The 13,818-nt window shown below is 73.3% G+C and carries 12 protein-coding genes; 5 read left to right on the forward strand and 7 right to left on the reverse strand.

Annotation, left to right across the window (positions count from 1 at the left end; translation table 11 throughout):
- Nucleotides 1-170: 170 nt before the first annotated feature.
- Nucleotides 171-2,243, forward strand: coding sequence for a SpoIIE family protein phosphatase (locus ACIBD9_RS03830; RefSeq protein WP_396714236.1), 2,073 nt, complete (start codon nucleotides 171-173; stop codon nucleotides 2,241-2,243).
- 48 nt (nucleotides 2,244-2,291) lie between these two features.
- Nucleotides 2,292-2,723, forward strand: a complete 432-nt coding sequence (locus ACIBD9_RS03835) for a hypothetical protein (RefSeq protein ID WP_396714238.1) — start codon at nucleotides 2,292-2,294, stop codon at nucleotides 2,721-2,723.
- Nucleotides 2,724-2,830: 107 nt separating this feature from the next.
- Here ACIBD9_RS03835 and ACIBD9_RS03840 read toward each other — a convergent pair whose 3' ends face one another.
- A complete protein-coding gene (locus ACIBD9_RS03840) occupies nucleotides 2,831-4,189 on the reverse strand; it encodes an FAD-binding oxidoreductase (RefSeq protein ID WP_396714240.1) in 1,359 nt (452 codons plus the stop codon).
- Nucleotides 4,190-4,285: 96 nt separating this feature from the next.
- Here ACIBD9_RS03840 and ACIBD9_RS03845 point away from each other — a divergent pair, with 96 nt between their 5' ends.
- Together ACIBD9_RS03845 and ACIBD9_RS03850 are read left to right on the forward strand one after the other, a co-directional pair.
- Nucleotides 4,286-6,382, forward strand: coding sequence for a S9 family peptidase (locus ACIBD9_RS03845; protein WP_396714242.1), 2,097 nt, complete (start codon nucleotides 4,286-4,288; stop codon nucleotides 6,380-6,382).
- Nucleotides 6,383-6,398: 16 nt separating this feature from the next.
- Nucleotides 6,399-6,554, forward strand: coding sequence for a hypothetical protein (locus tag ACIBD9_RS03850; protein WP_396714244.1), 156 nt, complete (start codon nucleotides 6,399-6,401; stop codon nucleotides 6,552-6,554).
- A gap of 26 nt (nucleotides 6,555-6,580) precedes the next feature.
- On the opposite strand, the gene ACIBD9_RS03855 is transcribed toward ACIBD9_RS03850, so the two are convergent.
- The 6 genes from ACIBD9_RS03855 to ACIBD9_RS03880 all read right to left on the reverse strand — a co-directional run bounded on the left by ACIBD9_RS03855 (nucleotide 6,581) and on the right by ACIBD9_RS03880 (nucleotide 12,922).
- On the reverse strand, nucleotides 6,581-8,698 hold the full coding sequence (locus ACIBD9_RS03855) for a bifunctional polysaccharide deacetylase/glycosyltransferase family 2 protein (protein ID WP_396714246.1): 2,118 nt from the start codon (nucleotides 8,696-8,698) through the stop codon (nucleotides 6,581-6,583).
- A gap of 2 nt (nucleotides 8,699-8,700) precedes the next feature.
- Nucleotides 8,701-9,138 carry a hypothetical protein gene (locus ACIBD9_RS03860; protein ID WP_396714248.1) on the reverse strand — a complete coding sequence of 146 codons (438 nt, stop codon included), beginning with the start codon at nucleotides 9,136-9,138 and terminating at the stop codon, nucleotides 8,701-8,703.
- 113 nt (nucleotides 9,139-9,251) lie between these two features.
- The gene (locus ACIBD9_RS03865) at nucleotides 9,252-10,781 is read right to left on the reverse strand and encodes an FtsX-like permease family protein (protein WP_396714250.1); all 1,530 of its coding nucleotides are present in this window, start codon (nucleotides 10,779-10,781) and stop codon (nucleotides 9,252-9,254) included.
- Nucleotides 10,778-11,479, reverse strand: coding sequence for an ABC transporter ATP-binding protein (locus tag ACIBD9_RS03870; RefSeq protein WP_387170706.1), 702 nt, complete (start codon nucleotides 11,477-11,479; stop codon nucleotides 10,778-10,780). Before ACIBD9_RS03870 ends, ACIBD9_RS03865 begins: the two co-directional genes overlap by 4 nt.
- On the reverse strand, nucleotides 11,476-12,012 hold the full coding sequence (locus ACIBD9_RS03875) for a PadR family transcriptional regulator (RefSeq protein WP_396714252.1): 537 nt from the start codon (nucleotides 12,010-12,012) through the stop codon (nucleotides 11,476-11,478). Before ACIBD9_RS03875 ends, ACIBD9_RS03870 begins: the two co-directional genes overlap by 4 nt.
- A 313-nt stretch (nucleotides 12,013-12,325) precedes the next feature.
- On the reverse strand, nucleotides 12,326-12,922 hold the full coding sequence (locus tag ACIBD9_RS03880) for a TIGR03086 family metal-binding protein (RefSeq protein ID WP_396714254.1): 597 nt from the start codon (nucleotides 12,920-12,922) through the stop codon (nucleotides 12,326-12,328).
- 31 nt (nucleotides 12,923-12,953) lie between these two features.
- On the opposite strand from ACIBD9_RS03880, the gene ACIBD9_RS03885 reads away from it, so the two are divergent.
- A complete protein-coding gene (locus ACIBD9_RS03885; RefSeq protein WP_396714256.1) occupies nucleotides 12,954-13,814 on the forward strand; it encodes a DUF6597 domain-containing transcriptional factor in 861 nt (286 codons plus the stop codon).
- Nucleotides 13,815-13,818: the final 4 nt, after the last annotated feature.

Raw genomic sequence — 13,818 nt, forward strand, 5'->3', positions numbered from 1 at the left:
GCCAGTCGACCCGCCCGATCGGCGCCAAGCGGGCACGGCGCGCCGCAAACCTCACCCGGCTCCCGCAGCGGTCGATTCGACGTGGCAGCCGGTGCGCCACTGACCGACGCGACAGCTTGCGATCCGTGATCGGCTTGGCACCCGGCAGGGGGACGGTGGAGGATACGGGGGTGTCAGCCGAGGCGGGGGCCGCGACGACCGGGGCCCGGGACGGGACCGTCCGGCGTGTCCGGCTGCCCGCCGACCGCCGCACGCCGGCCGCCGCCCGCGCCGTGGTCCGCTCAGTGTTGACCGAGTCACACCTGGACGAGCTGGCCAACGAGGCGCTGCTGCTCACCACCGAGCTGACCACCAACGCCGTCGAGCACGCCCGTACCGAGCTGGACATCGAGGTCGTCGCGGACGAGATCGGGCTGACCGTCACCGTCTCCGACTTCGCCCCCGGTTCCGGCGACGAGCTGACCGTCGGCGACCGCAACGACTCCACCGAGATCAACGAGGTCTCCGTGCGAGGCCGGGGCCTGCTGCTGGTCGACCACTTCGCCAGCCGCTGGGGCACCACGTACCTGCCCACCGGAAAGGGCGTCTGGTTCCGGCTGGACCGCCCCGGCGCCGACCCGCCCGCCGCCGGCACCGTCGGCGAGTCGACACCGGCCAACGCCGGCCCGCGGACGAGCACCGACGGGTCCGCGCCGAGCGCCAGCGCGATGAGCGAACTCATGCAGACCACCCCCGACCTGTACGGGGACGACCCGTTGCCCGACTTCGCCACCAGCCTGCTCAGCCGGGTCGCCGAAATGGTGGGCGCCGCCGGCGGCACGATCCGCCTGGACCGGGGCGACGGGCAGGGCCGCCAGGTGCTGGCCCGCTTCGGTCGGCCGCCCCGCCCCGGCAGCGAGCTGCTCCGGGTGCCGCTGACGGTGCACCGCCCGTACGCCGGGGAGTTGGAGTTGGACGCCGCGCCGTCGGCGTACGCCCAACCGCTGGCGGTGCTCACCGCCGAGCGGCTGTCGCTGCACCTGGAGAACGACCGGCTGCGCCGGGCCGACGTCCGCCGGCAGGTGTGGCTGACGTTTCTGGCCGAGGCGAGCGAGCTGCTGGCCCAGTCGTTGGACGTCGACCTGACCATGGCGCTGGTGCCGCAGTTGGTGGTGCCGCGACTCGGGCAGTGGTGCGCCGTGCACACCACCGACGAGTGGGGCCGGCTCCGGTTGGCGGCGGCCAGCCACGCCGACGAGTCGATGCTTCCGCAACTGCACAAGGTGCTGGCGGAGACCGGACCGGACTCGATCCAGGCCCGCCTCCGCGAGGCGTCCCGCAGCGCGGCGCAGATCCCCCTGGGCGGGCCGATGGAGGGTTTCGCGGTCCCGCTGATCGCCCGCGGGCAGCGGCTCGGGACCCTCGCCGTGGGGCGGCACCAGCGACACCGGCATGACCCGGACGAGGTGGCCGTGTTGGAGGACGTGGCCCGGCGGGCCGCGCTGGCCATCGAGAACGCCCGGATCCACGCCGAGCGCCGCCGCGTGGCGCAGACCCTCCAACAGTCGCTGCTGCCGCCGGTCCTGCCGCTTGTGGACGGGATCGGTTTCGCCGCCGAGTACGTCCCGACCGGCGACGACGCCGAGGTGGGGGGCGACTTCTACGACGTGGTGCCGCTGCCCGACGGGCGCTGGCTCGTGGTCATCGGTGACGTCTCCGGCAAGGGTGTCCAGGCCGCCGCGGTGACCGGGCTGGTCCGGGACGTGATCCGGGTGCTGGTCGGCGACGGCAAACCGTTGCCGGAGGCGCTGGCGCGGCTCAACGAGACACTCGTCGAGCGGGGTGGCGGCCGGTACTGCACGCTGGCGCTGGCGGCGGTCGGGCCGGGCAAGGGCGACCAGTTGGACGTGTCGCTGCACCTCGCCGGGCACGACCGGCCGGTGCTGCTGGCCGGGGCGGGCGGCGCCGAGTTCGTCGGCACCGGCGGCACCGCGCTCGGCCTGCTCGACACGATCACCTCGCCGACGGCGAAGATCACGCTCGCGCCGGGCGACTCGCTGATCTTCTACACCGACGGCGTCACCGAGCGGCGGCGTGGCCGGGAGTTGTTCGGCACCGACCGGCTGCGGGACGCCGCCGCGCCCCTGGCCGGATACTCGGCCGACGTGGTGGCCGCCCGGCTGCGCGCCGCGGCGATCAACTTCTCGGTCGAACCACCCCGGGACGACATCGCCATCCTGGTGCTGCGCAACGACGCGACCTGACCGCCGCGCGGGCCCCGGTTTTCGGGTCCGCTCGGTAAATTGACGGTCATGACGAGTGCCGCGCAGGTCACGTCGTGCTCCCGGCCGGCGGTCCGGGCCCTGATCGTCGCGCAGCTCGCGACCATCGGCGCGTTCCTCGCCGTGCTACTGCTCTACGTCGGTCGGATGGCGACCGCCGGCGTCGGCCCGGCCGAGATGCTGACCGGCGCGTACGACCCGAAGGACGTGATCCCGTTCGGGATGGGCGGGCTGAACCCGTTCCTCTGGCTCTACGCCGTGGTCGGGATGCTCTACGTGGTGGGTGCGGTGCTCGGGCTGCCGTTGGCGATCGTCGCGGGGGCGCTGGCCGCCCGGGAGCGCGAGACCCTGCCCCGGGCGACCCGATCGCTGCTGCTGGCCGGCGCGGTAGGCGGCCTCCTGGTGCTGGTGGCCCGGTTCACCCCGCCGTTGCTGGACATGCACCGGTGGTGGCTGGACTGACCTCGGCCGGGCCGCACCGGCCAGCGGGCTCAACCGGCCGGGCCGCACCGGCCGATGGGCTCAGACCGCCGGGCTGCACCGGCCGACGGGCAGACGGCCGGGCGGCCTCACAGGCCGCCGGGGAGCCGGCCGGGCGCGAGCCGGTGCTCCGGATCCAGGTGCCGCTTCGCGGCCCGCAACTGGGCCAGGCCGGCCAGCTCACCCCAGAGGTCGACCGCCTGGCGGACCGCCGCCGGAGCCGACACCACCACGCAGCGGCCCTGCCGGGCCAGCAGCACCCCTCGGACGGCGGCCAGGATGGACGCCACCCGGTCGGCTGCCAGCGCCCCGGGCAGTGCCGCGTGCACCACGCCCAGCCCGGCGGACCCGCGCACCGGCACCGGCGCGCCGGCCGCGTCGCGGAGCGCATAGACGGCGGCGTGCAGGTCACCGATCGGCACTTCCAGGCGCAGCGCCGTGTCACCGGGCGCGAACGGGTAGCGGCGCCACCACGTCGGCGCGGAGTGGGCAATCGTCGCCTCCCCGTGCAGCAGGCCGACCAGCCGCTCGGCCCGCTCGGTGACGTCGGCGGGGCCGCCCTCCAACAGCACCACCAGGCTGCCGGCCCGGGACGGGGCTCCGGCCCGGCCGGACATCGACGGATGGCGCTCCCTTGCGGTGGCCGACGGGTGACCGGGCGGGTACGGCGTACGGGGGCGGGGGGTGCCGCCGGGCAGGTCCAGCTCGATGGCAGACGGCTCCAGCCGAGCGGCGAGGATCGTCCGGACCAGATCGTGCACCTCCAAGGGCGTCCACACCGGGCGGGACACCCAGAGCCTGCTCGCCGGCACCGGCTGCACCCTCAGGCTCGCCGAGACCAGCACACCGAGCGCGCCCTGGGAGCCGCAGAGCAGGCGGGCCAGGTCGAGCCCGGGCGCACCGCCACCGACGCTGATCAGCTCGCCGTCGGCGGCGAGGTAGCGCACACCGAGCAACTGGTCGCAGGGGCTGCCGTGGCGGTGGCGCAGCGGACCGGCCTCGCCGGCGGCGAGGACGCCACCCAGGGTCGCGCCGGGTGACGGGGCGTCCATCGCGAGCCGCTGCCCGGTGCGCTCCAGGGTGGCCTGCACCGCCCGAAGTGGAGTGCCGGCCCCCACGTCGGTCACCAGTGAGTCGGCCGGCTCGTGACCGATGCCGGCCAGCCGGCCGGTGTCGAGCAGGATGTCGACCTGAACCGGAGTGGCACCCCAGTCGATCTTCGTGCCCGCGCCCCGGGGCACCACCGTCAGGTCGTGTTTGGCGGCCAGCCGCAGCACCTCGGCGGCGGCGTGCGGACCGCCCGGAACGGCCACCCAACGCGCCGGTCGCCCCGCCACCTCGTCGGCGGGCCCGGCCAACCGGGAGAACGGTGGGCCGCAGATCGCCGCCAACCGCCGGGTGATCTCAAGGGCTCCGGACCGGCCGAGGGAACTCGCTGCTGCCGCCATGCCGGCCATCGTACATGTGTTCGAAAGTCGTGGTGGCGAGTATCGGGATGCCGCTGGTCCGGCGCGCTGCGGCTGCTGGCCGGTAACGTGGCCGCCGTGACCACCGAGACTGCCCCGCCCGCGGCGAAGCGGGTGCCCAGCGAGCGCACCCACCACGGCGACACAGTCGTCGACGAGTACGCCTGGCTCGCCGCCAAGGACGACCCGGAGACGATCGCCTACCTGACCGCGGAGAACGAGTACACCGACGCGCGTACGGCACACCTGGCCGACCTGCGCGCCGACCTGTTCGAGGAGACTCGCCGACGGACCCAGGAGACCGACCTGTCCGTGCCGACCCGCAAGGGTGGGCACTGGTACTACACCCGCACGGTCGAGGGGCAACAGTACGGAGTGCAGTGCCGCCGGGCGGTCCGCGACGGTGAGACCGACCCGCCGGTCAGCGCGGACGGCGCCCCACTCGACGGCGAGGAGGTGCTGCTCGACGGCAACCTGCTGGCCGAGGGGCACGACTTCTTCTCGCTCGGCGCGTTCGACGTCAGTCCGGACGGTCGCTGGCTGGCCTACTCCACCGACTTCTCCGGCGACGAGCGGTTCACCCTGCGGGTGAAGGACCTGACCACCGGCGAGCTGCTGCCGGACGAGGTGCCGGACACGTTCTACGGCACCGCCTGGTCGACCGACGCCTCGGTGCTGTTCTACGTGACCGTGGACGACGCCTGGCGGCCGAACCGGGTCTGGCGGCACACCATCGGCTCCGCCGCCGCCGACGACGTGGTGGTCCACCAGGAGGACGACGAGCGGTTCTGGGTGGGGGTGGAGCTGACCCGGTCAGAGAAGTTCATCCTCATCGACATCCACAGCAAGGTCACCAGCGAGGTGCTGGTGATCCCCGCCGGCAACCCGACCGGCGCGCCGGCCGTGATCGCTCCCCGCCGACAGGGCGTCGAGTACACGGTGGAGCACCACGGCCACCGTTTCCTGATCCTGCACAACGACGGCGCCGAGGACTTCGCGCTGGCGTTCACCTCGGCGGACGTACCGGGCGACTGGGTGCCGCTGATCGAGCACACCCCCGGCACCCGGCTGGAGGCCGTCGACGCCTTCGCCAACCACCTGGTGGTGTCGCTGCGCACCGACGGGCTCACCGGGCTGCGGGTGCTGCCGGTGGGCAGTGACGACGGGTACGACATCGACTTCCCCGAGCCGCTGTACAGCGTCGGGTTGGACGCCAACCCGGAGTACCGCACCGGCCAGGTCCGGCTGCGCTACTCCTCGCTGATCACCCCCGACTCGGTGTACGACTACGACCTGGTCACCCGGCAGATGGTGCTGCTCAAGCAGAAGCCGGTGCTGCCCGGGCCGGACGGGCGACCGTACGACCCGGCCGAGTACGAGCAGCACCGCGACTGGGCGCTCGCCGACGACGGCACCCGGGTGCCGATCTCGCTGGTCTGCCGTGTCGGCACCCCCCGGGACGGGTCGGCGCCCTGCGAGCTGTACGGCTACGGCTCGTACGAGGCCAGCATGGACCCGTGGTTCTCGGTGGCCCGCCTGTCCCTGTTGGACCGGGGTGTGGTCTTCGCGGTGGCGCACATCCGGGGCGGCGGTGAGCTGGGCCGACGGTGGTACGACCAGGGCAAGCTGCTGGCCAAGAAGAACACCTTCACCGACTTCGTGGCGTGCGCCCGGCACCTCGTCAAGGCCGGCTGGACGGCCAGCGACCGCTTGGTCGCCCGGGGCGCCTCGGCCGGTGGTCTGCTGATGGGCGCGGTGGCCAACCTCGCGCCGGACGCGTTCACCGGGATCGTGGCGCAGGTGCCGTTCGTGGACGCGCTCACGTCGATCCTCGACCCGTCGCTGCCGCTGACCGTCACCGAGTGGGAGGAGTGGGGCAACCCCCTCGACGACCCCGAGGTGTACGCGTACATGAAGTCCTACACGCCGTACGAAAACGTGGCCGCCGTGGACTATCCCGCGATCCTCGCGGTGACCAGCCTCAACGACACCCGGGTGCTCTACTCCGAGCCGGCGAAGTGGATCGCCCGGCTGCGGGCTGTCGCCCCGAGCGGCGACTACCTGCTGAAGACCGAGATGGGCGCCGGGCACGGCGGCCCGAGCGGACGCTACGACTCGTGGCGCGAGGAGGCCTTCATCAACGCCTGGATCCTGGACCGCATCGGCCGCGCCTGACGACGGGGCGGCGGCGATGACCGGCGAGGACGAGCAGGGGTCGGCGCCCCGGCGTGCCTCCGCGTGGGTGATCCTCGCCGTGGTCGCCGCCGCCCTGCTCGTCTGCTGTTGCTCCGCCGCAGTGGGCCTGCTGATCTCCTGGTCGGCCGGGCTCTTCCACAACCCGACCTGACCGGCCGGGCTGACGCTGACGAGGCTTCAGCCGCGGTTGGCGCCGACCAGCGCCGCCGCCTCGCCGGTGCGCACCATCCGCTGCCAGCGCAGCCGGTTGCCGATCAGCGCGGTGACCACCGACTGCACCACCACCAGGTACATGAGCTGCCGGTAGACCAGTTGCTGGAACGGCAACGCCCACAGCGGCCCGTACCGTTCCCGGTCCAGGCGCAGCGCGTACGCGGCGGTGGCCGCCTGGAGCAGCAGCAGCCCCGCCCAGGCCAGGGCGAGGGTCGACCAGGGCAGGAAGAGCAGGCCGTACACGGCGAAGACGTCGACCGCCGGCGCGGTGAGCGGCAACACGATCTGGAACACCGTGAGGTACGGCAGGCCGCGCCGGCCCAACTTGCCGCCGGCACCCGACTCGCGCAGCGCGTGCCGGTGCTTCCACATCGCCTGCATGGTGCCGTAGCACCAGCGGTAGCGCTGGCGCCAGAGCTGGCGCAACGACGACGGGGCCTCGGTCCAGGCGATGGCCGACTCCTCGTAGACGACCCGCCAGCCGGCCCGGAGCACCTTCATGGTCAGGTCGGTGTCCTCGGCCAGCGTGTCCGACGGCACCCCACCCACCCGCAGCAGCACCTCGCGGCGGAACGCACCGATGGCACCGGGAATGGTCGGCATGCACTCCAGCACGTCGTACATCCGTCGGTCCAGGTTGAAGCCGATCACGTACTCCAGGTGCTGCCACCGGCCGAGCAGCCGACGCCGGTTGGCGACCTTGGTGTTGCCGCTGATCGCGCCCACCGACGGGTCGGCGAAGCCCTGGACCAGCCGGTGCACCGTGTCCGGTTGGAAGACGGTGTCCCCGTCCACCAGGACCAGCAGATTCGCCCGGGCGGCCCGGATGCCGGTGTTCAACGCCGCCGGCTTGCCGGCGTTGGCCTGCCGGATCACCCGTACCCCGCGCAGTCGCATCCGCTCGACGATGTCGGCGGTGCCGTCGTCCGACCCGTCGTCGACCACGATCACCTCCAGCGCCGGGTACGCGCTGGCCAGCAGGGACCGGACCGTGGCGGCGATGTTCGCCGCCTCGTTGTACGCGGGCACGATCACCGAGACGGGTGCCCGTACCTCCGGCCGGTTCCGGCGGGGACGGCGGACCCGGCGCACGTGCCGCTGGGCGCAGAACACCTGCACCGCGAGACGTACGACCCCGAGCACGAGCGCGGTGGCGAGCAGCACGTTCATCACGTGGGCCGACCAGCGGGCACCGGTCTGGGTCCAGCGCAGGGCGGTGCCGCTCAGCCGGGCACCGACACCGGCCGGGACCATCGACGGCGAGGCGTCGATGCCGGCGGAGACGGTGGTGAACCGGTAGCCCTGATCGCTCAGCGCGGGCAGCAACCGGTCCAGCGCGGCAAGGGTCTGCGCCCGGTCACCGCCGCCGTCGTGCATCAGCACCACCGCTCCCCGACCCCGCTTCGGGGTGGCCGCCCGGACGATCTGGTCGGCCCCGGGGCGCTGCCAGTCCTTGGTGTCCAGGTCGGTGAGCACCGCGACGTGTCCGGCACCGGCGGCGGCGCGCAACGCGGCGTACTCGGGCCCGGTCAGCGCCGACGGCACCGAGGAGAACGGCGGCCGGAACAGGGTCACCTCCCGGCCGGTGGCCGACGCGACCGCCTTGCGGGTCAGCGACAGTTCGAGGTCACGACGCCATGGCGACACGTCGGCGAGGTTGGCGTGGGTGAACGTGTGCGACCCGATCTCGTGCCCCTCGGCGAGGATTCGCCGGACCAGTTCGGGATGCTCGTTGACCCGGGCGCCCACCACGAAGAAGGTGGCGTGCGCGCCGTGCCGGCGCAGCACGTCGAGGACCTGCGGCGTCCAGCGCGGGTCCGGCCCGTCGTCGAAGGTCAGCGCGATGGTGCGGTCCGGTAGCGCCCGGCTGACCGGTTCGGCGCGGTCCAGCCGCAGCACCGGGCCGCCCGAGCCCACAGCGGCCGGGACGTCCGGCGCGGGCCGCGCCGTGGCGTTTCCCGAACCACCGGCGAGGCCACTCACCAGGCCGTTGACGGTGAGCGCCGCGAGCAGCAGGAGCAGCCCGAGCAGGAGCAGCAGCCAGTGCGCCCGAGGGTCACGGCGGGCCACGTGTCTCGCCATCGTCACTGCGGCTTACCGGGGGACCTGCTCGGCTTGGCGGTATTGCGGTGCTCGTCGCCACGACCCGGTCGGTCGGTGGCGGACGGCGCCCCGGTGCCCGTGCCGGTCGTACCGGCCGTGGTGGGGGATCGGTCGCCGGCGGTCGGAGAGGTGCGCGGCAGCGGCGCCGACGTGCGGGTCGCTGGCGACGGCGACGGCGACGTGGCCACCCGGGGCTGGTTGATCCCGTCCACGCCGGCCTCCACCGGGCGTGTCCCCCGGGAGTCCTCCGACCAGCCGGGCAGCGGCACCGAGGTGTCCAGGAAGAGCCCTGCGGCGATCAGGGCGAGGCTGGTGAGCAGGCCAAGGCCCATGGCGGTGCCCGCGATGACGGTCAGCCGTCGACGACGCCCGGTGCCGTCGACGAACACCGGCGGGGCGGAGCCCGGTTGGTTGTGCATCTGGCGAACTCCCATGGTCACCGTGCCGGGACCGTCCGGTCCGACACCGGAAACCCGATCGTCCGGGCCTCCGGTGCACACAGCGGCACCGCCACCAGCGGTGTTACATCGGCTCAGGCCGCGCGCAGCTCGTCCAGCGCCGTGCTGACGCGCAGGAAGAGCAGGCCGACGCCGATCGTCACCAGCACCGCCGCCAGGGCGCCGGCACCGAGCCAGGCCAGGTGCTCCAGGGGTACGGGAACGGCTCGCTGCACCTCGGGAATCTGCACGATCCGGGTGTACTGCCCGCTGGTGGCGGGGTCGGCACACAGCGCTGCCGAGGCCTCGCAGATCGTCGTCGACCCGCCGCCTGCTGACACCTCCGCCTGTAGCCCTTGGCCGAGCAGCGTGCCCACGGTGAGCGCGAGCAGGATCGCCGGCACGGCCGGTGCCAACGCCTGCCAGGCCACCGAACGGCTCAGCGTGGCGCGGGGCACCCCGGTGGCGACCAACGCGGCGTAGGCGAGTCGACGAGCGACGATCCCCTCGACCAGCGCGACGATCAGCCCACCCGTTGCGATCAGGATGGCCACGGCGACCGCGCCGTCGACAAGATCCATCGTCGACAGATAGAAGGGGTTGGCGCCACCGTCCACCCCGACGAGCCGGCTCTGCTCCCGTTCGAGCTGGTCCTTGGTGGCGAAGTAGGCACGCTGGGCGGCTGCGCCCCCGCCGAAGATCAGGGCGGCGAGCAGCGCCGCGAAGGTGCGGCTGCCCGCCCACGGGTCGGCCATCAGCCGGCCCGCCGCGAGCAGGGCCGGTGCCCGGCGGGCGTGCCGACGCAGCAAACGCCCGCAGTGGTACGAGATCCAGCCGGTGCCGATCACCACCCCGATCATCGCCGCGAGCGCCCCCACCGCGAACAACAGTGGCACCAGCCAGGCCAGCTCTTCGCTGTCGTCGAACCGATAGACCACCGGGCGGATCACCGCGAACGAGACCACGCCGGCCCCGATCAGGAGCCCGGCCCACGGGCCCGGACCACGCTCGCGGGCGGCCTTGCGGCTCACTCCCAGCGGGCTGGTGGTGACCGTACGCAGCATCAGCGCCGTGGCCAGCGCCGCGACGACCGGCAGACCGAGCACCACACCCACCAGCACGCCGGTCGACGGCAGCACGTCGGTGGGCAGGGCCAGTTGACCTCGCGCGTCCGGCCGGTGCAGCAGATCGCGGCCAACCAGATAGACACCCAGCCCGACGAGCGTGCCGAGCAGAGCGGCCACGCCGGTCTCCAGCACCACCAGCCGGGTGACCTGCCCGGGAGTGGCGCCGGCCAACCGGAGCGCGGCCAGCCGGCGGTCCCGTGCCGGCGCGCCGAGCCGGGCGCACTGACCGGCCAGCGCCAGCACCGGGACCATCAGCATCAGCAACGTGAACGCCGTGCCGCCGCGCAACCCGGGCTCCACCAGCAGCGCGTTGTGGTACTGCTCCGACCACCTGTTCCGGTTCTCATCCGTCGCCAGGGGCGTGGGGATGGCCAACACGGTGAGCGCCGCGAGCCCGGCCAGGGTCGCCAGCAGGGCACTGAGCGCGGTGAGCACCACCCGGGCGGTGTCCGTGCGGGTGCCGGCGAGCGCGAGGCGGACCAGCGTCGTCGGTCTCACCGGGCACCGCCGGCCAGCGGCACGTCGAGCCCCAGGCCGGTGTGGTCCACCAGGCCGTCCCGCAGCACGATCTCCCGATCGGCGTACGCGGCGATCCGCGGCTCGTGGGTGACCAGCACGACGGCGGTGCGCTGCTCACGGGCGAGCCGGACCAGCTGGGTGAGGACCTGTTCGCCGGTGAGCGTGTCCAGTGCGCCGGTCGGCTCGTCGGCGAAGAGCACCCGAGGCTCGGTCACCAGCGCCCGCGCCGTGGCGCAGCGTTGCTGCTGCCCCCCGGACATCTCACCCGGCCGGACGTCGGCCACCTCGGCCACCCCGAACCGTTCCAGCCAGGTGAGCGCCGCCGTCCGTGCTTCTCGCCGCCCCGTGCCGGCGAGGAGCAGGGGCAGGGCGACGTTCTCGGCCGCGGTCAACTCGGCCACCAGTTGACCGAACTGGAACAGCACCCCGAACTCGGTGCGCCGCAGCCGGGACCGGGCCGCCTCCGACCAGGTGTCGATGCGGTGCCCGCGCCAGGTGACCTCGCCGGCGTCCGGTCGGAGGATCCCGGCCAGGCAGTGCAGCAGGGTCGACTTGCCGCAGCCACTCGGCCCGGTGACGGCCACGATCTCACCCTCGGCCACGTCGAGCGTCACGCCGCGCAGCGCCGGCGTCGGGCCGTACGCCCGAACCACGCCGCGAGCCTGGAGTTGCGTCACGGATGCACCTCCCGGTGCCAGTCGGCGACCCGGCCCAGGGTGGCGTGCAGCCACCGCAGATCGGCGTCGAGGTGGGCGATCGCGAAATCGGCCGCGACCACATCGCTGAGGGTGGCGGCCGGGTCGGCCTTGACCGCGGTCAGCTCACGCAGCCGTGCGGTGTGCGCGGCTCGCTGGGCGATCAGGTACGACTTGGCCCGATCGACGTCGGCGACCAGCAGCGCCACCACGACCTTGGCGAAGAGCGTGCTGGCCACGTACGGCATGGGCGGTTCCACCGTGGACAGCCACTGGTCCAGCGTGTCCCGCCCCTGGTCGGTCAGCGCGTACGCCGTGCGATCCGGCCCGGCCACCCGGTCCTGCCCGGCGGCCACCACCAGCCCGTCGCGTTCGAGGCGGCCGAGAGTGGCGTAGACCTGACCGAACGCCAGCGGCCGAGCCCGCGGCAGCCGCTCGTCGTGTGCACGCTTCAGCTCATACCCGTGCCGGCTGCCCCCAGCGAGCAACCCAAGCAGAACATGCGGCGTGGACACCCCGCCCACTATTCACCCAGCGAATACCCAAGTCAACACCCCACCCCGACCCCTCCACCCAGCCCAGAACCCACCCATCCGGCCCACCCGTCCTCCCGCCACCCGGCCTCCCGCCCACCCGGCCTCCCGCCCACCCGGCCTTCCCGGCCTTCCCGGCCTTCCCGGCCTCCCGGCCCGCCTGGTTGATCAAGCGATTTGCGTCACCTGGGCGCCGAAATCTGACGCAAACCTCTTGATCACCGAGGACGGGGGCGGGAGGGCGGGGCGAGAGGGTGCGGACTGGGTGGGCTGGGGCGGGGGCGGGGTGGGTGGGTTAGGGGGTTTGGGGCCAGGTGGGGGTGCGGCCGGTTTGGGTCAGGAGGTGGGTCAGGTCGGGGGTCAGGTTGGGAATCAGGTCGGGGGTGGGGGTTGGGGTGGGCAGTGGGTCGGCGAAGACGCCCATCTTGCGAGCGGTGGGGCCCAACTGCTCCACCAGCCCGCGCAGTTCGGTCACCACCTGCGGGGCTGGGTGGTACGGCTGGCCGGTGGCGACCGCGAGGTCCCAGCCGTGCACGGTCAAATCCAGCAGGGCCATGCCGCCGATGGCGGTCTGCGGCATGGGCATACGCGGTGACATGCCCTCCACGCTGGACGGATCCGACCAGGCGGCGACCAACCGGCCGGTCTCCGCCTCGAAGCGGTCCCGCCAACCGTCGCCCAGGTAGTCGGGCTTCTCGGCCCAGTCCACCTGCCGCTTCTGGGCCAGATCCTGAAAGTTGACCACTACCTGAAAGAGATGATTGAGCAGATCACGGACCACGTAGTCGCTGCACGGTGTGGGCAGGTCCAGCTGGTCGTCGGAGATACCCCGCACCACCTCGACGGTTCGCGGCGCCGCGGCCGCCAGCAGATCGCTAGTCTGAGTGGACATAGGGCCAGCGTATGAGGGTGGTCTTGAACAAATGCGACAGCGACCGCGTGGCGACAGCCGGGGAATCCTCGATCCCGGGCGTCTGCTGCGCGAGGTGCGCTTCCGCCGACACCTGCCGGCGGAGTCGCTGCGGCCGTGGGTCGAGCACTACTGGTTGATCGACTGGGCGCTGAGCACGCCGTTCGAGCAACGGGTCGTGCCGCACCCGGCGGTGAACGTGGTGTTCCGACGCGACCACGACCGCGACCACGGCCACGGCGACCGCGACCGCGACGGGCCCGAGTCCGGCGAGGTGGCCGGGGTGGGCCGCGACCTGTTCCGGATCACGCTGAGCGGCACCGGCCGGGTGTCCGGGGTGCAGTTCCGCCCGGGCGGCTTCCACCCGTTCTGGCACCGCCCGGTCAGTGAGCTGACCGGGCGCCGGGTGCCGCTGCCCACCGGCCGGCTGACCTGCCCGGACAGCCCGGTGTGTGGGAGCGGGCCCTCGGGACCACCCACCTCGGCGGCGAGCGACGACGAGCGCTGCCGGGCGCTGGACGCTCTCCTCACCGCCTGGCGGCCGGAGCCGGACCCGCTGGCCGAGGAGGCCGTCCTGCTGGCGGAGACGATCCGCACCGACCGGACGGTGCTGCGCGTCGACGACTTCGCCGCGCGGCACGACGTCCCGGTCCGCCGGTTGCAGCGGCTCTTCCTGGAGTACGTGGGGGTCGGGCCGAAGTGGGTGATCCGCCGCTACCGGCTCCAGGAGGCGGTCGAGCAGGCCGCCGGTGGGCCGCTCAGCTGGGCCGACCTCGCCGCCGACCTCGGCTACAGCGACCAGGCCCACCTGGTCCGTGACTTCACCGCCGTGGCCGGGGTTTCCCCCGCCGCGTACGCCCGCTCGGTGCGTTAGAAAG

This window comes from Micromonospora sp. NPDC050784 (assembly GCF_044456765.1).
GTDB lineage: Bacteria > Actinomycetota > Actinomycetes > Mycobacteriales > Micromonosporaceae > Micromonospora > Micromonospora foliorum.